Raw genomic sequence first — 14,016 nt, forward strand, 5'->3', positions numbered from 1 at the left:
GGAGAGACGTTCAATGCGCGATATTCGCCACTTCATCGACGGTGCGGCTTTTGATGGGGCGTCGGGCCGCTTCGGCGACGTCTTCAATCCCAACACCGGCGAGGTTCAGGCCCGCGTCCAGCTGGCGACGCCGTCGGAACTGGATCGCGCGGTCCAGTCGGCGCAGGCTGCTTTTGAGGGCTGGTCCTCGACCAACCCGCAGCGCCGCGCCCGCGTCATGTTCGAGTTCAAGCGCCTGGTCGAGGCGAACATGAACGAACTGGCCGAACTGCTGTCCAGCGAGCACGGCAAGGTCATCGCCGACTCCAAGGGCGACATCCAGCGCGGTCTGGAAGTGATCGAGTTCGCCTGCGGCATCCCGCACGCCTCGAAGGGCGAATACACCTATGGCGCCGGTCCGGGCATCGACGTCTATTCCATGCGCCAGCCGCTGGGCGTGGTCGCGGGCATCACTCCGTTCAACTTCCCCGGCATGATCCCGATGTGGATGTTCGGCGTGGCCATCGCCGCGGGCAACACCTTCATCCTGAAGCCGTCAGAGCGTGATCCGTCCCTGCCGGTGCGTCTGGGCGAACTGATGATGGAGGCGGGCGCGCCCAAGGGCGTGCTGAACGTCGTCCACGGCGACAAGGCAGCGGTCGACGCCATCCTCGAACACCCGCTGATCCATGCCGTCAGCTTCGTCGGCTCGTCCGACATCGCCCACTATGTGTTCCAGAAGGGCGCGGCCCATGGCAAGCGCGTTCAGGCCATGGGCGGCGCCAAGAACCACGGCATCGTCCTGCCCGACGCCGACATGGACCAGGTCATCAAGGATCTGACCGGCGCGGCCTACGGCTCGGCCGGCGAACGCTGCATGGCCCTGCCGGTCGTGGTGCCGGTCGGTCAGCGCACCGCCGATGAACTGCGCGAGCGACTGGTCTCGGAAATCCCGAACCTGCGCGTCGGCGTCTCGACCGACGCCGAGGCCCACTACGGTCCCGTCGTCACCCAGACCCATAAGGACAAGGTTCTGGGGTGGATCAACAAGGGCGTGGAAGAAGGCGCTGAACTGGTCGTCGACGGCCGCGAATTCAGCCTTCAGGGCCACGAGAAGGGCTTCTTCATCGGCCCGTCGCTGTTCGACCACGTCAAGCCGGAGATGGAATCCTACAAGGAAGAGATCTTCGGCCCGGTGCTGCAGATCATGCGCGCCGCCAGCTTCGAGGAGGCGCTGAGCCTGCCGAGCAAGCACCAGTACGGCAACGGCGTCGCCATCTTCACCCAGAACGGCCGCGCGGCTCGCGACTTCGCCGCCCGCGTCAACGTCGGCATGGTCGGCATCAACGTGCCGATCCCGGTGCCGGTGGCCTATCACTCGTTCGGCGGCTGGAAGCGCTCGGCCTTCGGCGACATCAATCAGCACGGCATGGAAGGCGTCCGCTTCTGGACCAAGACCAAGACCGTGACGGCCCGCTGGCCGGATAGCGATCTGGAGCACGCGGACTCCAGCTTCGTCATCCCGACGATGGGCTGACGCCTTTCCTCCCCACGCAGTGGGGAGGGGGACCACAAAGTGGTGGAGGGGCCTGCTGCCGGGAGGCCAAGCAGCCCCTCCGTCTCGGCGGCGTTCGCCGCCGATCCACCTCCCCATAAAATGGGGAGGAGAAATCAGCTGAGCGTATAGGGGATCACCCCCCGCTCATTCTCCGGCACGGCCAGCGTCCGGTCGATCGGCGGGAAGGCCCGCTGGGTGCAGTCGGTCCGCTCGCAGATGCGGCAGTTGACCCCCATGCGCGTCGGCGGGCCGTTCAGGTCCAGCCCGTCGGCATAGACCAGTTGCGCCGCGTGCTCGATCTCGCATCCCAGCCCCAGGGCGTAGCGCCGATCCGGCTCCAGAAACGATCCGCCCGGCTTGGACACGCTCTTGGCGAGGCAGACGTAGCGGGCGCCGTCCGGCATTTCCGACAGATTGACCAGAATGCGGTCCGGGGCGCTGAACGCCTCATGGACGTTCCACAGCGGGCAGGCGCCGCCGAAACGGGCGAACTGGAAGCGCGTGGCGCTGTGCCGCTTGGTGATGTTCCCCGCCATGTCCACCCGCGCGAAGTAGAAGGGGACGCCGCGCCAGCCGGGCCTCTGTAGCGTGCTCAGCCGGTGACAGGCCTGTTCGAAGCTGACGTGGAAGCGGTTGCGCAGGCGGTCGACGTCGTGCCGCAGCTCCCGCGCCGCCTCCAGAAAGGCGCGATAGGGCAGCAGCAGCGCCCCCGCCGCATAGTTGGCCAGACCGACCCGGCATACGTCGCGCGCGGCGGGAATGTCGAAGGCGGCGCGGTCCAGTTCGTGCTCGATCAGATCCTCGAACCGCAAGCGAACCAGCTGGTGCGCCATCTGGAAGGCGCGGGTGGCGCCCGGCAGGCTGGCGTCGACATAGAGGATGCGCGCGCCCGGATCGAAACGCCGCATGGCGCCGCGCCCCTGTCCCGTGGCGACGCGCACGCCGCACAGGTCGTTGAGGGCGGCCTCAAGCTCACGCTCCGGATGGACGCCGTCGCCGAGGTTCAGTCGTGTGGCCAGATCCTCGGCCGCGCGATCCAGCGCATCGATGTAGTTGTCGCGATAGTGGAAGAAGTCGCGCACCGCCTCATAGGGCAGGGCGGGGGCGGCGTCGGCGGCGTGTTCGTCGCGGCCCAGCGTCTCGTTCAGCGTCTTCAGCCGCTCGTCCAGACGGCGATAGTCCTGGTGCAGGGCCAGAAACTGTCGCGCCAGCCGGGGCGCGTTCATGGCCGCCTGCTTCAGCTCGCCCGCCGTCGGCGCCTCGGCGTGGCCCGCGACGTCGGTGGTCGCCTCGCGCAGGTCGGCGATCAGGCGGGCGTCGCCGTCCAGATCGAACAGGCTGGCGTCCACGTCGAAGGCGCGCGTCAGGGCGATCAGCACCCGCGCCGTGGCCGGGCGCTGGTTCGTCTCGATCTGCGACAGATAGGAGGGCGACAGCGCCAGCCGTCCGGCGCACTGTTCCAGCGTCCAGCCGCGCGTCTCGCGCAGCTTGCGGACCTTGGTCCCGAGATAGAGTTTTTCAGCCATGATCCGCGCCGTCTTGCGGGCGTTGCAACTTTGCAAAAACGTCCGTCCGCCTTGGCAGGCTTACGCACTTACGCACCTTTTGCAAAGTTGCGATTGCCTTTTTGCAACCAAGCGGCTTGTTGGACCCTGAACGAAGTCAGGGAGTCGCTCCAACCATGAGCCAGGCCATCCTCGAGGAACTCGAGCGCCGTCGCGCCGCCGCCAAACTGGGCGGGGGCGAGAAGCGCATCGCCAGCCAGCACGCCAAGGGCAAGCTGACCGCCCGTGAACGCATCGGCGTGCTGCTGGACGAAGGCTCCTTCGAAGAGACCGATATGTTCGTGGAGCACCGCAGCCACGACTTCGGGATGCAGGATCAGCGCATCCCCGGCGACGGCGTCGTCACCGGACGCGGCACGATCAACGGCCGTCTGGTCTATGTCTTCTCGAAAGACTTCACGGTGTTTGGCGGCTCGCTGTCGGGCGCCCACGCGGCCAAGATCGTCAAGATCCAGAAGATGGCCCTGACCGCGGGCGCGCCGATCATCGGCCTGTTCGACGCGGGCGGCGCACGCATTCAGGAAGGCGTGGAATCGCTGGCGGGTTACGCCGACATCTTCCTGCAGAACACCCTGGCCTCGGGCGTCATCCCGCAGATTTCGGTCATCATGGGGCCGTGCGCGGGCGGCGACGTCTATTCGCCCGCAATCACCGACTTCATCTTCATGGTGAAGGACACCTCCTATATGTATGTGACCGGTCCCGACGTGGTGAAGACCGTCACCAACGAGGTCGTCAGCCACGAAGACCTGGGCGGCGCCCGCGTTCATGCGGGCAAGTCGGGCGTCGCCGATGGCGCCTTCGAGAACGATCTGGAGGCTCTGTCGGAGGTGCGCCGCCTGATCGGCTTCCTGCCGCTGTCGAACCGCGAGACGCCGCCGGTCCGCGAAACCTATGACGAACCGGATCGCGATGAGGCCTCGCTGGACACTCTGGTCCCGGCCAATCCGAACCAGCCCTATGACATGAAGGAGCTGATCCTGAAGACGGTCGACGAGGCCGACTTCTTCGAGATCGGCGCCGACTTCGCCAAGAACATCATCTGCGGCTTCGGCCGTCTGGACGGCCAGCCGGTCGGCATTGTCGGCAACCAGCCCCAGACGCTGGCGGGGGTGCTGGACATCGACAGCAGCCGCAAGGCCGCGCGCTTCGTGCGCTTCTGCGACGCCTTCCACATCCCGCTCGTCACGTTTGTCGACGTGCCGGGCTTCATGCCGGGGACCAAGCAGGAGTACGGCGCCCTGATCAAGCACGGCGCCAAGCTGCTGTTCGCCTATGCCGAGGCGACCGTGCCGAAGCTGACGGTCATCACGCGCAAGGCCTATGGCGGCGCCTATGACGTCATGAGCTCCAAACACCTGCGCGGCGACGTCAACTACGCCTGGCCCACCGCCGAGATCGCGGTCATGGGCGCCAAGGGCGCGGTCGAGATCATCTTCCGCAAGGAGGCCGGCGACCCCGAGGCCCTGGCGGCGCGCGAGGCCGAATACAAGGAACGCTTCGCCAATCCCTTCGTGGCGGCCGGGCTCGGCTACATCGACGACGTCATCATGCCCCACGGCACGCGCCGACGCCTGATCAAGGCGCTGAAGACGCTGAAGAACAAGACCCAGGAAAATCCCTGGAAGAAGCACGACAACATCCCGCTGTAAGGCCCAGAAATGTTCGATAAAATTCTGATCGCCAACCGCGGCGAGATTGCTGTTCGCGTCATCAAGACCTGCCGTCGCATGGGCATCAAGACGGTGGTCGTCTATTCCGACGCCGACGCCGGGTCGCTGGCCTGCGAGATGGCGGATGAGACGGTTCACATCGGCCCGTCGCCCGCCGCCCAGTCCTATCTGATCCAGGACAAGATCGTGGACGCCGTGAAGCAGACGGGGGCGCAGGCCGTGCACCCCGGCTTCGGCTTCCTGTCGGAAAACGCCGGGTTTGCGCGGCGGCTGAAGGCTGAGGGCATCGCCTTCATCGGTCCGAACCCCGAGGCGATCGACGCCATGGGCGACAAGATCACGTCCAAGAAGTTCGCGGCTGAAGCGGGTGTCTCGACCGTGCCGGGCCACATGGGCCTGATCGAAACGCCGGACGAGGCGGTGAAGATCGCGCGCGAGATCGGCTATCCGGTCATGATCAAGGCCAGCGCCGGGGGCGGGGGCAAGGGCATCCGCGTCGCCCATTCGGACGACGACATGGCCGAGGGCTTCGCCGCCGTGAAGGCCGAGGCGCTGAACGCCTTCGGCGACGACCGCGTCTTCCTCGAGAAGTTCATCGTCGATCCGCGCCACATCGAAATTCAGGTGCTGGGCGACAAGCACGGCAACGTCATCCACCTGTTCGAACGCGAATGCTCGATCCAGCGCCGCAACCAGAAAGTCATCGAGGAGGCGCCGTCGCCCCTGCTGGACGAGGCGACCCGCGCCGCCATGGGGGCGCAGGCCGTCGCCCTGGCCAAGGCGGTGAACTATGACTCGGCAGGCACGGTCGAGTTCGTCGCCGGTCAGGACAAGAGCTTCTTCTTCCTGGAGATGAACACCCGTCTGCAGGTCGAGCATCCGGTGACGGAGCTGATCACCGGCGTCGATCTGGTCGAACAGATGATCCGCTCGGCCTGGGGCGAGCAACTGAACCTCAAACAGGACGACCTGTCGATCAACGGCTGGGCCATCGAAAGCCGCATCTACGCCGAAGACCCTTATCGCGGCTTCCTGCCGTCGATCGGTCGTCTGGTGCGCTATGAGCAGCCGGAAGAGGGCGATCAGGGCGACTATACGGTCCGCAATGACTCGGGTGTCCGTGAGGGCGACGAGATCAGCATGTTCTACGACCCCATGATCGCCAAGCTGTGCGCCTGGGGCGAGACGCGCGACGACGCCGTGCGCGGCATGGCCCGCGCGTTGGAGGACACGCATCTGGCGGGACTGGGCCACAATGTGCCCTTCCTGGCGGCGGTCATGGATCAGGAACGCTTCCAGTCCGGCCAGCTGTCGACCAGCTATATCAAGGACGAGTTCCCCGACGGCTTCCACGGCCTGGCGCCGAGCCCCGAGCAGGTGAAGATCCTGATCGCCTCGGCCGTCGCCATGAACGAGGTCATCGCCGAACAGGACGGCGATCCCAGCGAGCGCACCGACTGGACCGTGCTGGTCGACAAGACGGCCTATGAGGTCGAGGTCGGCTATGACGAGGCCGAAGACCTGATCGTCGCCATCGACGGCGAGGAAGTCTCCCTGTCCGAGATCGACTGGCGTCCGGGCTTGTCGCTGTTCAAGGCGGCGCTGGACGAGGACGCCTTCACCGCCGAGGTGAAGCGCGCCGCCGACGGCTTCGACATCCGCCACCGCGCGGCGCGGGCGCGGGTGCGCGTGCTGCGCCCCGACGTGGCGCACCTCTACGCCCTGCTGCCCGAGAAACAGGCGGCGGACACCTCCAAGCTGGTGCTGTCGCCGATGCCGGGTCTGGTGGTCGATATCCCCGTGGTCGAGGGCCAGGAGGTCAAGTCCGGCGAGACCGTCGCCATCATCGAAGCCATGAAGATGCAGAACATCCTCAAGGCCGAGCGCGACGGCAAGGTGAAGGCGGTCAAGGCCAAGGCCGGCGACCCGGTCGCCGCCGACGACGTGCTGGTGGAGTTCGAGTGATGCCTGCTGCCGGTTCGTTCCCTTCCGCCGTCATCCTCGGGCTTGACCCGAGGATCAAGCCGTCCGCGCGCGCGACATCGGCAAGGAAGAGCGCGCCGCCGCACTGGATTCTCGGGTCAAGCCCGAGGATGACGGCTTGGGGGGAGGCGGCGAGCGGCGCGGAACGAAACGGAGCAGCGGCATGACCTTCCCCAATCCCACCCCGCTGGAGTGGCGCGACGCCGCAATCAAGGCGCTGAAGGAGCGTCCGCTGGAGAGCCTCATCCATCTGGATGCGGACCAGTTGGCGACGAAACCGCTGTATGGGGCGGCGAACGGCGGGGAGCCGGTGTTCGCGCCCCGGCCCTCGGATTCCGAAGGCCGGGCCTGGGACGTGCGGGCGCTGAACGAGGGCGAGGACGCGGAAGGCCTGAATCGCGCCGTCCTGACCGATCTGGAGAACGGGGCGGCGTCCGTCCTGATCGCCGGGCCGGTGACGGCGGACGCGGGCCGACTGGCGCGTGCGCTGGACGCGGTGGCGCTGGAGCTGGCGCCGGTGGCGCTGGACGCCGGGTTTGAGGGGGTGAAGGCGGCCGAGGCCCTGTCGGCGGTCGCCAAGGGTTCGCCCCGCGCCAAGCTGGCCTTCCACCTCGATCCGATCTCGGCCTATGGCGAGGCGGGCGGGGCGCCGGGCGATTTCGCGGCCGTCATGGCCGAGACGGCCAAGGCGGCGGCGACCCACGCCGCGACCTATCCCGAGGCGACGCTGTTCATGGCGGCGGGTCGCGCAGCCCACGAGGCGGGCGGCTCCATCGCGCAGGAACTGGCCTTCGCTGCGTCGTCGGCTGTGGCCTATGTGAAGGCGGCCGTTGAAGCAGGTCTGTCGGCCGAAGCGGCGCTGAAGGGCGTGGTTCTGGGCGTCGCCGTGGACCAGGCCTATTTCGACTCACTGGCCAAGATCCGCGCCCTGCGCCTGATCTGGGCCAGCGTTTCAAAGGCGTTCGGCGTCGAGGTTCCGGCGATCATCGAGGCGCGCTCGTCGCGGCGGATGCTGTCGGCGCGCGATCCGTGGCCGAACATGCTGCGTCTGACGGCGGCCGGATTCGCCGGGGCCGTGGGCGGGGCTGATGCCGTGGTGCTGGACGGCTTCACCCGCGCGGCTGGCCTGCCGGACGACTTCGCCAGGCGTCAGGCGCGCAATACCCAGCTGATCCTGATGGAAGAGTCCAATCTGGGCCGTGTCGATGATCCGGCCAGCGGCTCCTGGTATCTGGACGCGCGCACCCGCGAACTGGCGGAGGCCGCCTGGGCCGAGTTCCAGATCTATGAGGCCGAAGGCGGCGTGATCGCCTGTCTGGAGGGCGGGGTGATCCAGCCCCGCATCGCCCGCGCCCGCGACATGGCCGAAAAAACCATCAAGGACGGCGCCGCCCAGATCGTCGGCGTCACCAAATTCGTCGACCCGGACGTGCGTTCCGCGCCGGTGACGCCCGCGCCTGTCGCGGCCGCCATCGGAACGTTCGAGGCTCTCGCGCCTGTCCGCTTCGCCGCCGCCTTCGAGGAGGCCGCTCAATGAGTTTCCCTGACTTCTCCAAGGTCGCCCTCGATCTGGGCGCGACCGGCGCCGGGCCGGACCGCGCGGCATGGACCACGCCCGAGGGGCTGACGGTCGAGACCGCCTATGGGCCGGATGCGCTGGACGGGCTGGACTTCATCCACGGCCTGCCGGGCTTCGCCCCCTTTGTGCGCGGGCCGTATCCGACCATGTATGCGGGCGCGCCGTGGACGATCCGCCAGTATGCGGGCTTCTCGACCGCTGAAGAGTCCAACGCCTTCTATCGCCGCAACCTGGCCGCCGGTCAGAAGGGCCTGTCGGTCGCCTTCGATCTGGCCACCCACCGGGGCTATGACTCGGACCATCCGCGGGTGAAGGGCGACGTCGGCATGGCGGGTGTGGCCATCGACAGCATTCTGGACATGCGGACCCTGTTCGACGGCATTCCGCTGGACCAGATGTCGGTCTCCATGACCATGAACGGGGCGGTGCTGCCGATCCTGGCCCTTTACGTCGTGGCGGGCGAGGAGCAGGGCGTCGACCACGCCAAGCTGACCGGGACCATTCAGAACGACATTCTGAAGGAGTTCATGGTCCGCAACACCTACATCTATCCGCCCGCGCCCTCGATGCGGATCATCGCCGATATCTTCGAGTGGACGGCGAAGGAAACGCCCAAGTTCAACTCCATCTCCATCTCCGGCTATCACATGCAGGAGGCGGGGGCGTCGGCGGACATCGAGCTGGCCTACACCCTGTCGGACGGGATCGAATACCTGCGCGCGGGCAAGGCGGCGGGCATGGAGATCGACCGTTTCGCGCCGCGCCTGAGCTTCTTCTGGGCCATCGGCATGAACTACTTCATGGAGGTGGCCAAGATGCGCGCCGGCCGCCTGTTGTGGGCCGAGGCGGTCAAGCGCGAAGGGGGCGTCAATCCCAAGTCGCTGTCTTTGCGGACCCACTGCCAGACCTCGGGCTGGTCGCTGGCGGCGCAGGACGTGTTCAACAATGTGCCGCGCACCATGGTCGAGTGCATGGCGGCGGCGGGCGGCCAGACGCAGAGCCTGCACACCAATGCGCTGGACGAGGCCCTGGCTCTGCCGACCGACTTCTCGGCCCGGATCGCGCGTAACACCCAGATTCTGGCGCAGGCCGAGACGGGCCTGACGCGCGTCATCGACCCGTGGGGCGGCAGCTTCTACGTCGAGCGTCTGACCCAGGAGCTGGCGACCAAGGCCCGCGCCCTGATGGAGGAGGTCGAGGCTTACGGCGGCATGGCCAAGGCCATTGAGGCGGGCATCCCCAAGCTGCGGATCGAAGAGTCCGCCGCCAAGACCCAGGCCCGCATCGACACGGGCCAGCAGACGGTCGTGGGCGTGAACAAATATCTGAACCCCGTGGTCGACGACATTCCAATGCTGAAGGTCGACAACGCCGAGGTGCGCGCCCGCCAGATCGAGAAGCTGCAACGCCTGAAGGCCGAGCGCGACGAGGCGGCGACACAGGCCGCTCTGAACGCCCTGACCGAGGGGGCGCGCGGCAATGAAAACCTGATGGAGCTGGCGGTGCGGGCCGCCCGCGCCAAGGCCACCGTCGGCGAAATCTCTGACGCGCTGGAGGCCGCCTTCGGCCGCCACATCGCGACGGTCAAGACGGTCTCGGGCGTCTATGCGAAAGAGGCCGGGAACGATCCCAAGGTCGCCCGCGCCCGCGAAATGGTCGCCGCCTTCGTCGAGAACGACGGCGGCCCGCCGCGCATCCTGATCGCCAAACTGGGTCAGGATGGCCACGACCGGGGCCAGAAGGTCGTCGCCACCGGCTATGGCGACATCGGCTTCGATGTGACGGCCGGGGCCTTGTTCCAGACGCCTGCCGAGGCGGCCAAGGATGCGGTCGAGAAGAACGTCCATGCGGTCGGCGCCTCGTCGCTGGCGGCCGGGCACCTGACGCTTGTGCCCGAACTGAAGGCCGAACTGGCCAGGCTGGGGCGTGAGGACATCATGATCGTGGTCGGCGGCGTCATTCCGCCTGCGGATGTGCAGCCCCTGCTCGATATGGGCGCGGCGGCGGTCTATCCGCCCGGCTCGGTCATCGCCGACACGGCTGTGGATTTGATCGAAAAGCTGAACCAGCGTCTGGGCTATGCCCAGCCTGCGCCAGTCCAGAACATGGGGGAGACGAAGAAGTGATCGGCAACCTGAACCACGTCGGTGTCGCCACGCCCTCTATCGCCGAGTCGATCAAACTGTATCGCGACGTGTTGGGCGCGACGAAGATCGGCGAGCCGTTCGACCTGCCCGCGCAGGGGGTGAAGGTCTGCTTCATCGACACGCCGACGGCCCAGATCGAACTGATCGAGCCGTTCGACGAGACCAGCCCGATCACCGGCTTCCTGGCCAAGAACCCCAAGGGCGGACAGCACCACGTCTGCTTTGAGGTGGCCGATATCCACGCCGCCATCGCCGAAATGCGCGCCAAGGGCGTGACCATCCTGGGCGCGGGCGAGCCCCGTATCGGCGCGCACGGCACGCCCGTGGTGTTTCTGCATCCCAAGGAGATGGGCGGGGTGCTGATCGAACTGATGGAGACGCCGAAAGAGGCGCACTGAACTCCGGTTTTGTAAACCGATGCAGACAAAAGGCCCGGTCGCGAGACCGGGCCTTTTTCTTGATGTCTTTTCTGCCGTCATCCTCGGACTTGATCCGAGGATCGGGCCATCCGTCTGCGTGACGGCGGACAGGAAGAGCGCGCCGGTCTTCTCGATCCTCGGATCAAGTCCGAGGATGACGGCGGGGGTGTCCGGCTCAGTACAAGATCTTGCGCAGGCTGATCCGGAACGTCCGGCCCAGCGGGTCGAGGTAGTCGGGCTGATAGGACAGCGGCGTCTCGCCCAGCCCGTTCTTCACTTCCAGACGCTGGTCGAAGATGTTCTCGACGCCGAAGCTGACGCGCGAGCCCTTCAGCCACGGATAGCGCGAGACAAGGCTCTCACGCGATGACAGGTCGGCGAACAGGTTCAGGTTCACCGTCGTCAGGTCCGAGAAGGTCAGATTGTCCGCAGGCGCGGAGCCGCCGTTGATGCGGGTGGATTCCTTCCACGTGGCGTTCAGGAAGCCGCCCATGCCGCTCTTGAAGGCGCCCATCTGCAACTGGACTTCGTTGCGGGACTGGCCGCCGCGCGCGCCGATGGCGGCGCCGTCCAGCAGGTCGAGCACCGGCAGGCCGTCGCGGATCGTGATCTCATCCTGAATGCGATAGGTGTGATACAGCGAGACGTTGAAGCGTCCCTGACCGGGCTGCATCCCGCCGCCGCTGCTGCGCATACGGGGGCCGCCGCCGGAAGGAGGGCCGCCTGCGCCGTGGCCGCCGGGCGGCGGGCCGCCTTCTGTCCGTGTCATGACGGGCGCGCCGCCGGGGCCGCCGGGTCCGCGCGGGCCGCCGCCGCTGCGTGCGTTCATACGTTCCATGGCGACGGGATCGGGCTTGCCGAAGGCGGTCGAGAAGTTCAGGCCCCAGCGGATTTCCTGCTGCTGGGTCTTCTGGAAGTTCAGCGGGCGGGCGTCGATCGACAGCAGATTGCCGTCCAGATCGCGCACGAAACGGTCCGGCAGGGCGGCTTCCAGTTCCGGAGTGATCGTCGGGAAGGAGGCGATGGAGCCTTCCGTTTCGGTGCGGGTGTAGCCGGCCGTCAGCCGCAGATCATGGTCCTTCATCGGCGTCAGGTTGAAGCCCAGTTTCAGGACCCGCTTCGTCTCTTCGGACAGGTTGGGGTTGCCGCCTTCGATGCGGACGATGTTGACCGACTGGCCGGTGGCGAAATCGTAGACGGGCACGTTCGGCGTCGACAGCGTCGGGTCGTTCAACTGCGACATCGACGGGGCCTTCTGCTCGTCGGCCCAGCTGGCGGTGAAATTGATCTTCTCCAGCGGCGACCAGTTCAGCCCGACCGTATAGGCCGACAGCCCGCCGAAGTCGGACAGGTCTTCGTAGGCCAGGTTCAGATTGGCCGACAGGTCGCCCAGCACGCCTAGAACCTCGCGGTCGCGGCTGGCGATGGGCAGGTTGAAGTTGCCCGAGGCGCTGGTCCGGTCGCGCGACAGGGAGCGTTCGGTCAGGGTGCTGGTCTGTGTCAGTTCAGAGAAGCGCAGCGTCTCGGAATCCAGCGACTGGGTGTCGAAGCCGACCTTGAAGGTCGAGGACAGCGGGCCGGCGGGACCTTCCCACGGCTTGCCGTTGATGACGCCCTCGACGTTCGTCTTGCTGGAGATGGAGCGCGCCGTGTCGATCGGATTGGCGGGCAGGGCGCCCAGATCGCCGAAGGGGTCGATGGTTCCGGCCGTCACCCCGGCTTGAAGCGACGAGAAGTTCAGTCCGCGTCCCGTCTTGGTGTCGGTTTCGGTGCGGTCGTAGCCGCCGCTGACGGTCCAGCGCCAGTCGCCCAGATAGCCGTCGACCAGGAAACCCAGCTGGCCCGACAGGGTGTCGGTCTTGCGCGATAGGGCGCCGGGCGCGTCGACATAGCGGTGCAGCAGCACTTCGTCGGCGAAGGGGGAATAGGGGCTGTTGGACGGGACGTTCAGGCTGACGCCCGGCAGGCCCAGATAGGAGAAGCTGGTGGTGTCCTTCAGCTCGCCGCTGAGGGTCAGGGACATCGTCTGGTTCAGATCGCGCACGATCGAGCCGGAGATGGAGGGGTTCTCACGCTTGGGCGACAGGGTGCGATAGGCGGTCAGGTCGCCGGTGCGCGCGCCCGGACCAAAGTCGGACAGAGCCGCGCCGCCCGCCGCGCCCGCGCCGACCGAGGCGATGTCTGTCGGTTGACCCAGCAGGGCGGACAGGGCGGGGTCGATCTCGCCGCCGCCGGGCGCGGTGATGTTGCCCATCAGGTCATAGGGCAGGCCGCCCGCCGTGCTGCGGTCGATGTTGCGCTCGGTCTCGAACAGGGGGCTGTCGTGCTGGTATTTCAGATCCATCGTCCAGCGTTGCTTGCCGGCGATGCGCAGGATGTTGTTGTCGATCTGGCTGGAGGTGCGGCCGCCCTGATCGGGACGGCGGACGCTGACCTGGGTGGTCAGCGAGCGGAAGTCCGCCTTCAGCACGAAGTTCACCACCCGCTGATCGGCGGTGTAGCCATAGGAGAGGGCGGTCTCTTCGGGCAGGATTTCAGTGCGCTCGATGGCCTCGGGCGGGATGCCGTGAATCTCACGGAAGCCCGAGATGCGCCGACCGTTGACCAGAAAGACCGGAGAGCCGCCGCGCGAACTGCGCGTCATCGGCTCCAGCAGGGTCATCAGCTCTTCGATGCTGCTGGCCCCATAGGCCTTGATCTGTTCCTCATCGAGGGTGAACTCGGGCTCATAGTCGCCCAGGGCCGCGCCGCGGCGGCTGGTGGTCACGGCCTCCAGCGTGCCGAGGTCGATCGAATCCTCGTCAATCTCCGCCTGAGGGACCGGACTGGCGGTCTGAGTCGGCGTGGTTTGGGGCGCCGCTTCCGCAGGCGCGGACAGGGAGGCGAGGGCGAACAGCAAGGCGACTGGCGACATGACGGGTCCTGGGGACGAAAACGGAAAGACGCACGTTCGCGACCGACGCCCTGTCCCGTCGATCGCATCGACCCGGATAAAGAACGATGTGCGCCGAAAAGAGACGCTTTCATTCCCTTGGATTAAACTCCTGTAATAAGGGGCTTAGTCCTGTCCGAACCGACAAGACTACAACGAAGGAAGGGACGGAATCCGTCGG

8 protein-coding genes are annotated in these 14,016 nt (G+C 66.8%); 6 read left to right on the forward strand and 2 right to left on the reverse strand.

Annotated features, from left to right (window positions below):
* Window positions 1-13: 13 nt before the first annotated feature.
* Window positions 14-1,516, forward strand: a complete 1,503-nt coding sequence (locus tag ACORJG_RS03905) for a CoA-acylating methylmalonate-semialdehyde dehydrogenase (protein ID WP_427791787.1) — start codon at window positions 14-16, stop codon at window positions 1,514-1,516.
* 134 nt (window positions 1,517-1,650) lie between these two features.
* On the opposite strand, the gene ACORJG_RS03910 is transcribed toward ACORJG_RS03905, so the two are convergent.
* The gene (locus tag ACORJG_RS03910) at window positions 1,651-3,063 is read right to left on the reverse strand and encodes a short-chain fatty acyl-CoA regulator family protein (RefSeq protein ID WP_427791789.1); all 1,413 of its coding nucleotides are present in this window, start codon (window positions 3,061-3,063) and stop codon (window positions 1,651-1,653) included.
* 155 nt (window positions 3,064-3,218) lie between these two features.
* Here ACORJG_RS03910 and ACORJG_RS03915 point away from each other — a divergent pair, with 155 nt between their 5' ends.
* The 5 genes from ACORJG_RS03915 (at window position 3,219) to mce (ending at window position 10,882) form a co-directional block, all read left to right on the forward strand.
* Window positions 3,219-4,754: an acyl-CoA carboxylase subunit beta gene (locus tag ACORJG_RS03915; protein WP_024353138.1), complete on the forward strand. Its 1,536-nt coding sequence runs from the start codon at window positions 3,219-3,221 to the stop codon at window positions 4,752-4,754.
* Between the two features lie 9 nt (window positions 4,755-4,763).
* Window positions 4,764-6,740, forward strand: a complete 1,977-nt coding sequence (locus ACORJG_RS03920; protein WP_427791791.1) for an acetyl-CoA carboxylase biotin carboxylase subunit — start codon at window positions 4,764-4,766, stop codon at window positions 6,738-6,740.
* Window positions 6,741-6,921: 181 nt separating this feature from the next.
* Window positions 6,922-8,295: a methylmalonyl-CoA mutase family protein gene (locus ACORJG_RS03925; protein ID WP_427791793.1), complete on the forward strand. Its 1,374-nt coding sequence runs from the start codon at window positions 6,922-6,924 to the stop codon at window positions 8,293-8,295.
* Complete coding sequence (gene scpA / locus ACORJG_RS03930; RefSeq protein ID WP_427791795.1) at window positions 8,292-10,463, forward strand: methylmalonyl-CoA mutase; 2,172 nt, start codon at window positions 8,292-8,294, stop codon at window positions 10,461-10,463. Before ACORJG_RS03925 ends, scpA begins: the two co-directional genes overlap by 4 nt.
* On the forward strand, window positions 10,460-10,882 hold the full coding sequence (gene mce / locus ACORJG_RS03935) for a methylmalonyl-CoA epimerase (protein ID WP_427791797.1): 423 nt from the start codon (window positions 10,460-10,462) through the stop codon (window positions 10,880-10,882). The genes scpA and mce overlap by 4 nt, the downstream gene beginning before the upstream one ends.
* 196 nt (window positions 10,883-11,078) lie before the next feature.
* Here mce and ACORJG_RS03940 read toward each other — a convergent pair whose 3' ends face one another.
* Window positions 11,079-13,817, reverse strand: a complete 2,739-nt coding sequence (locus ACORJG_RS03940) for a TonB-dependent receptor (protein ID WP_427791799.1) — start codon at window positions 13,815-13,817, stop codon at window positions 11,079-11,081.
* Window positions 13,818-14,016: the final 199 nt, after the last annotated feature.

It is taken from the genome of Brevundimonas diminuta (genome assembly GCF_050310045.1).
Lineage (GTDB): Bacteria > Pseudomonadota > Alphaproteobacteria > Caulobacterales > Caulobacteraceae > Brevundimonas > Brevundimonas diminuta_F.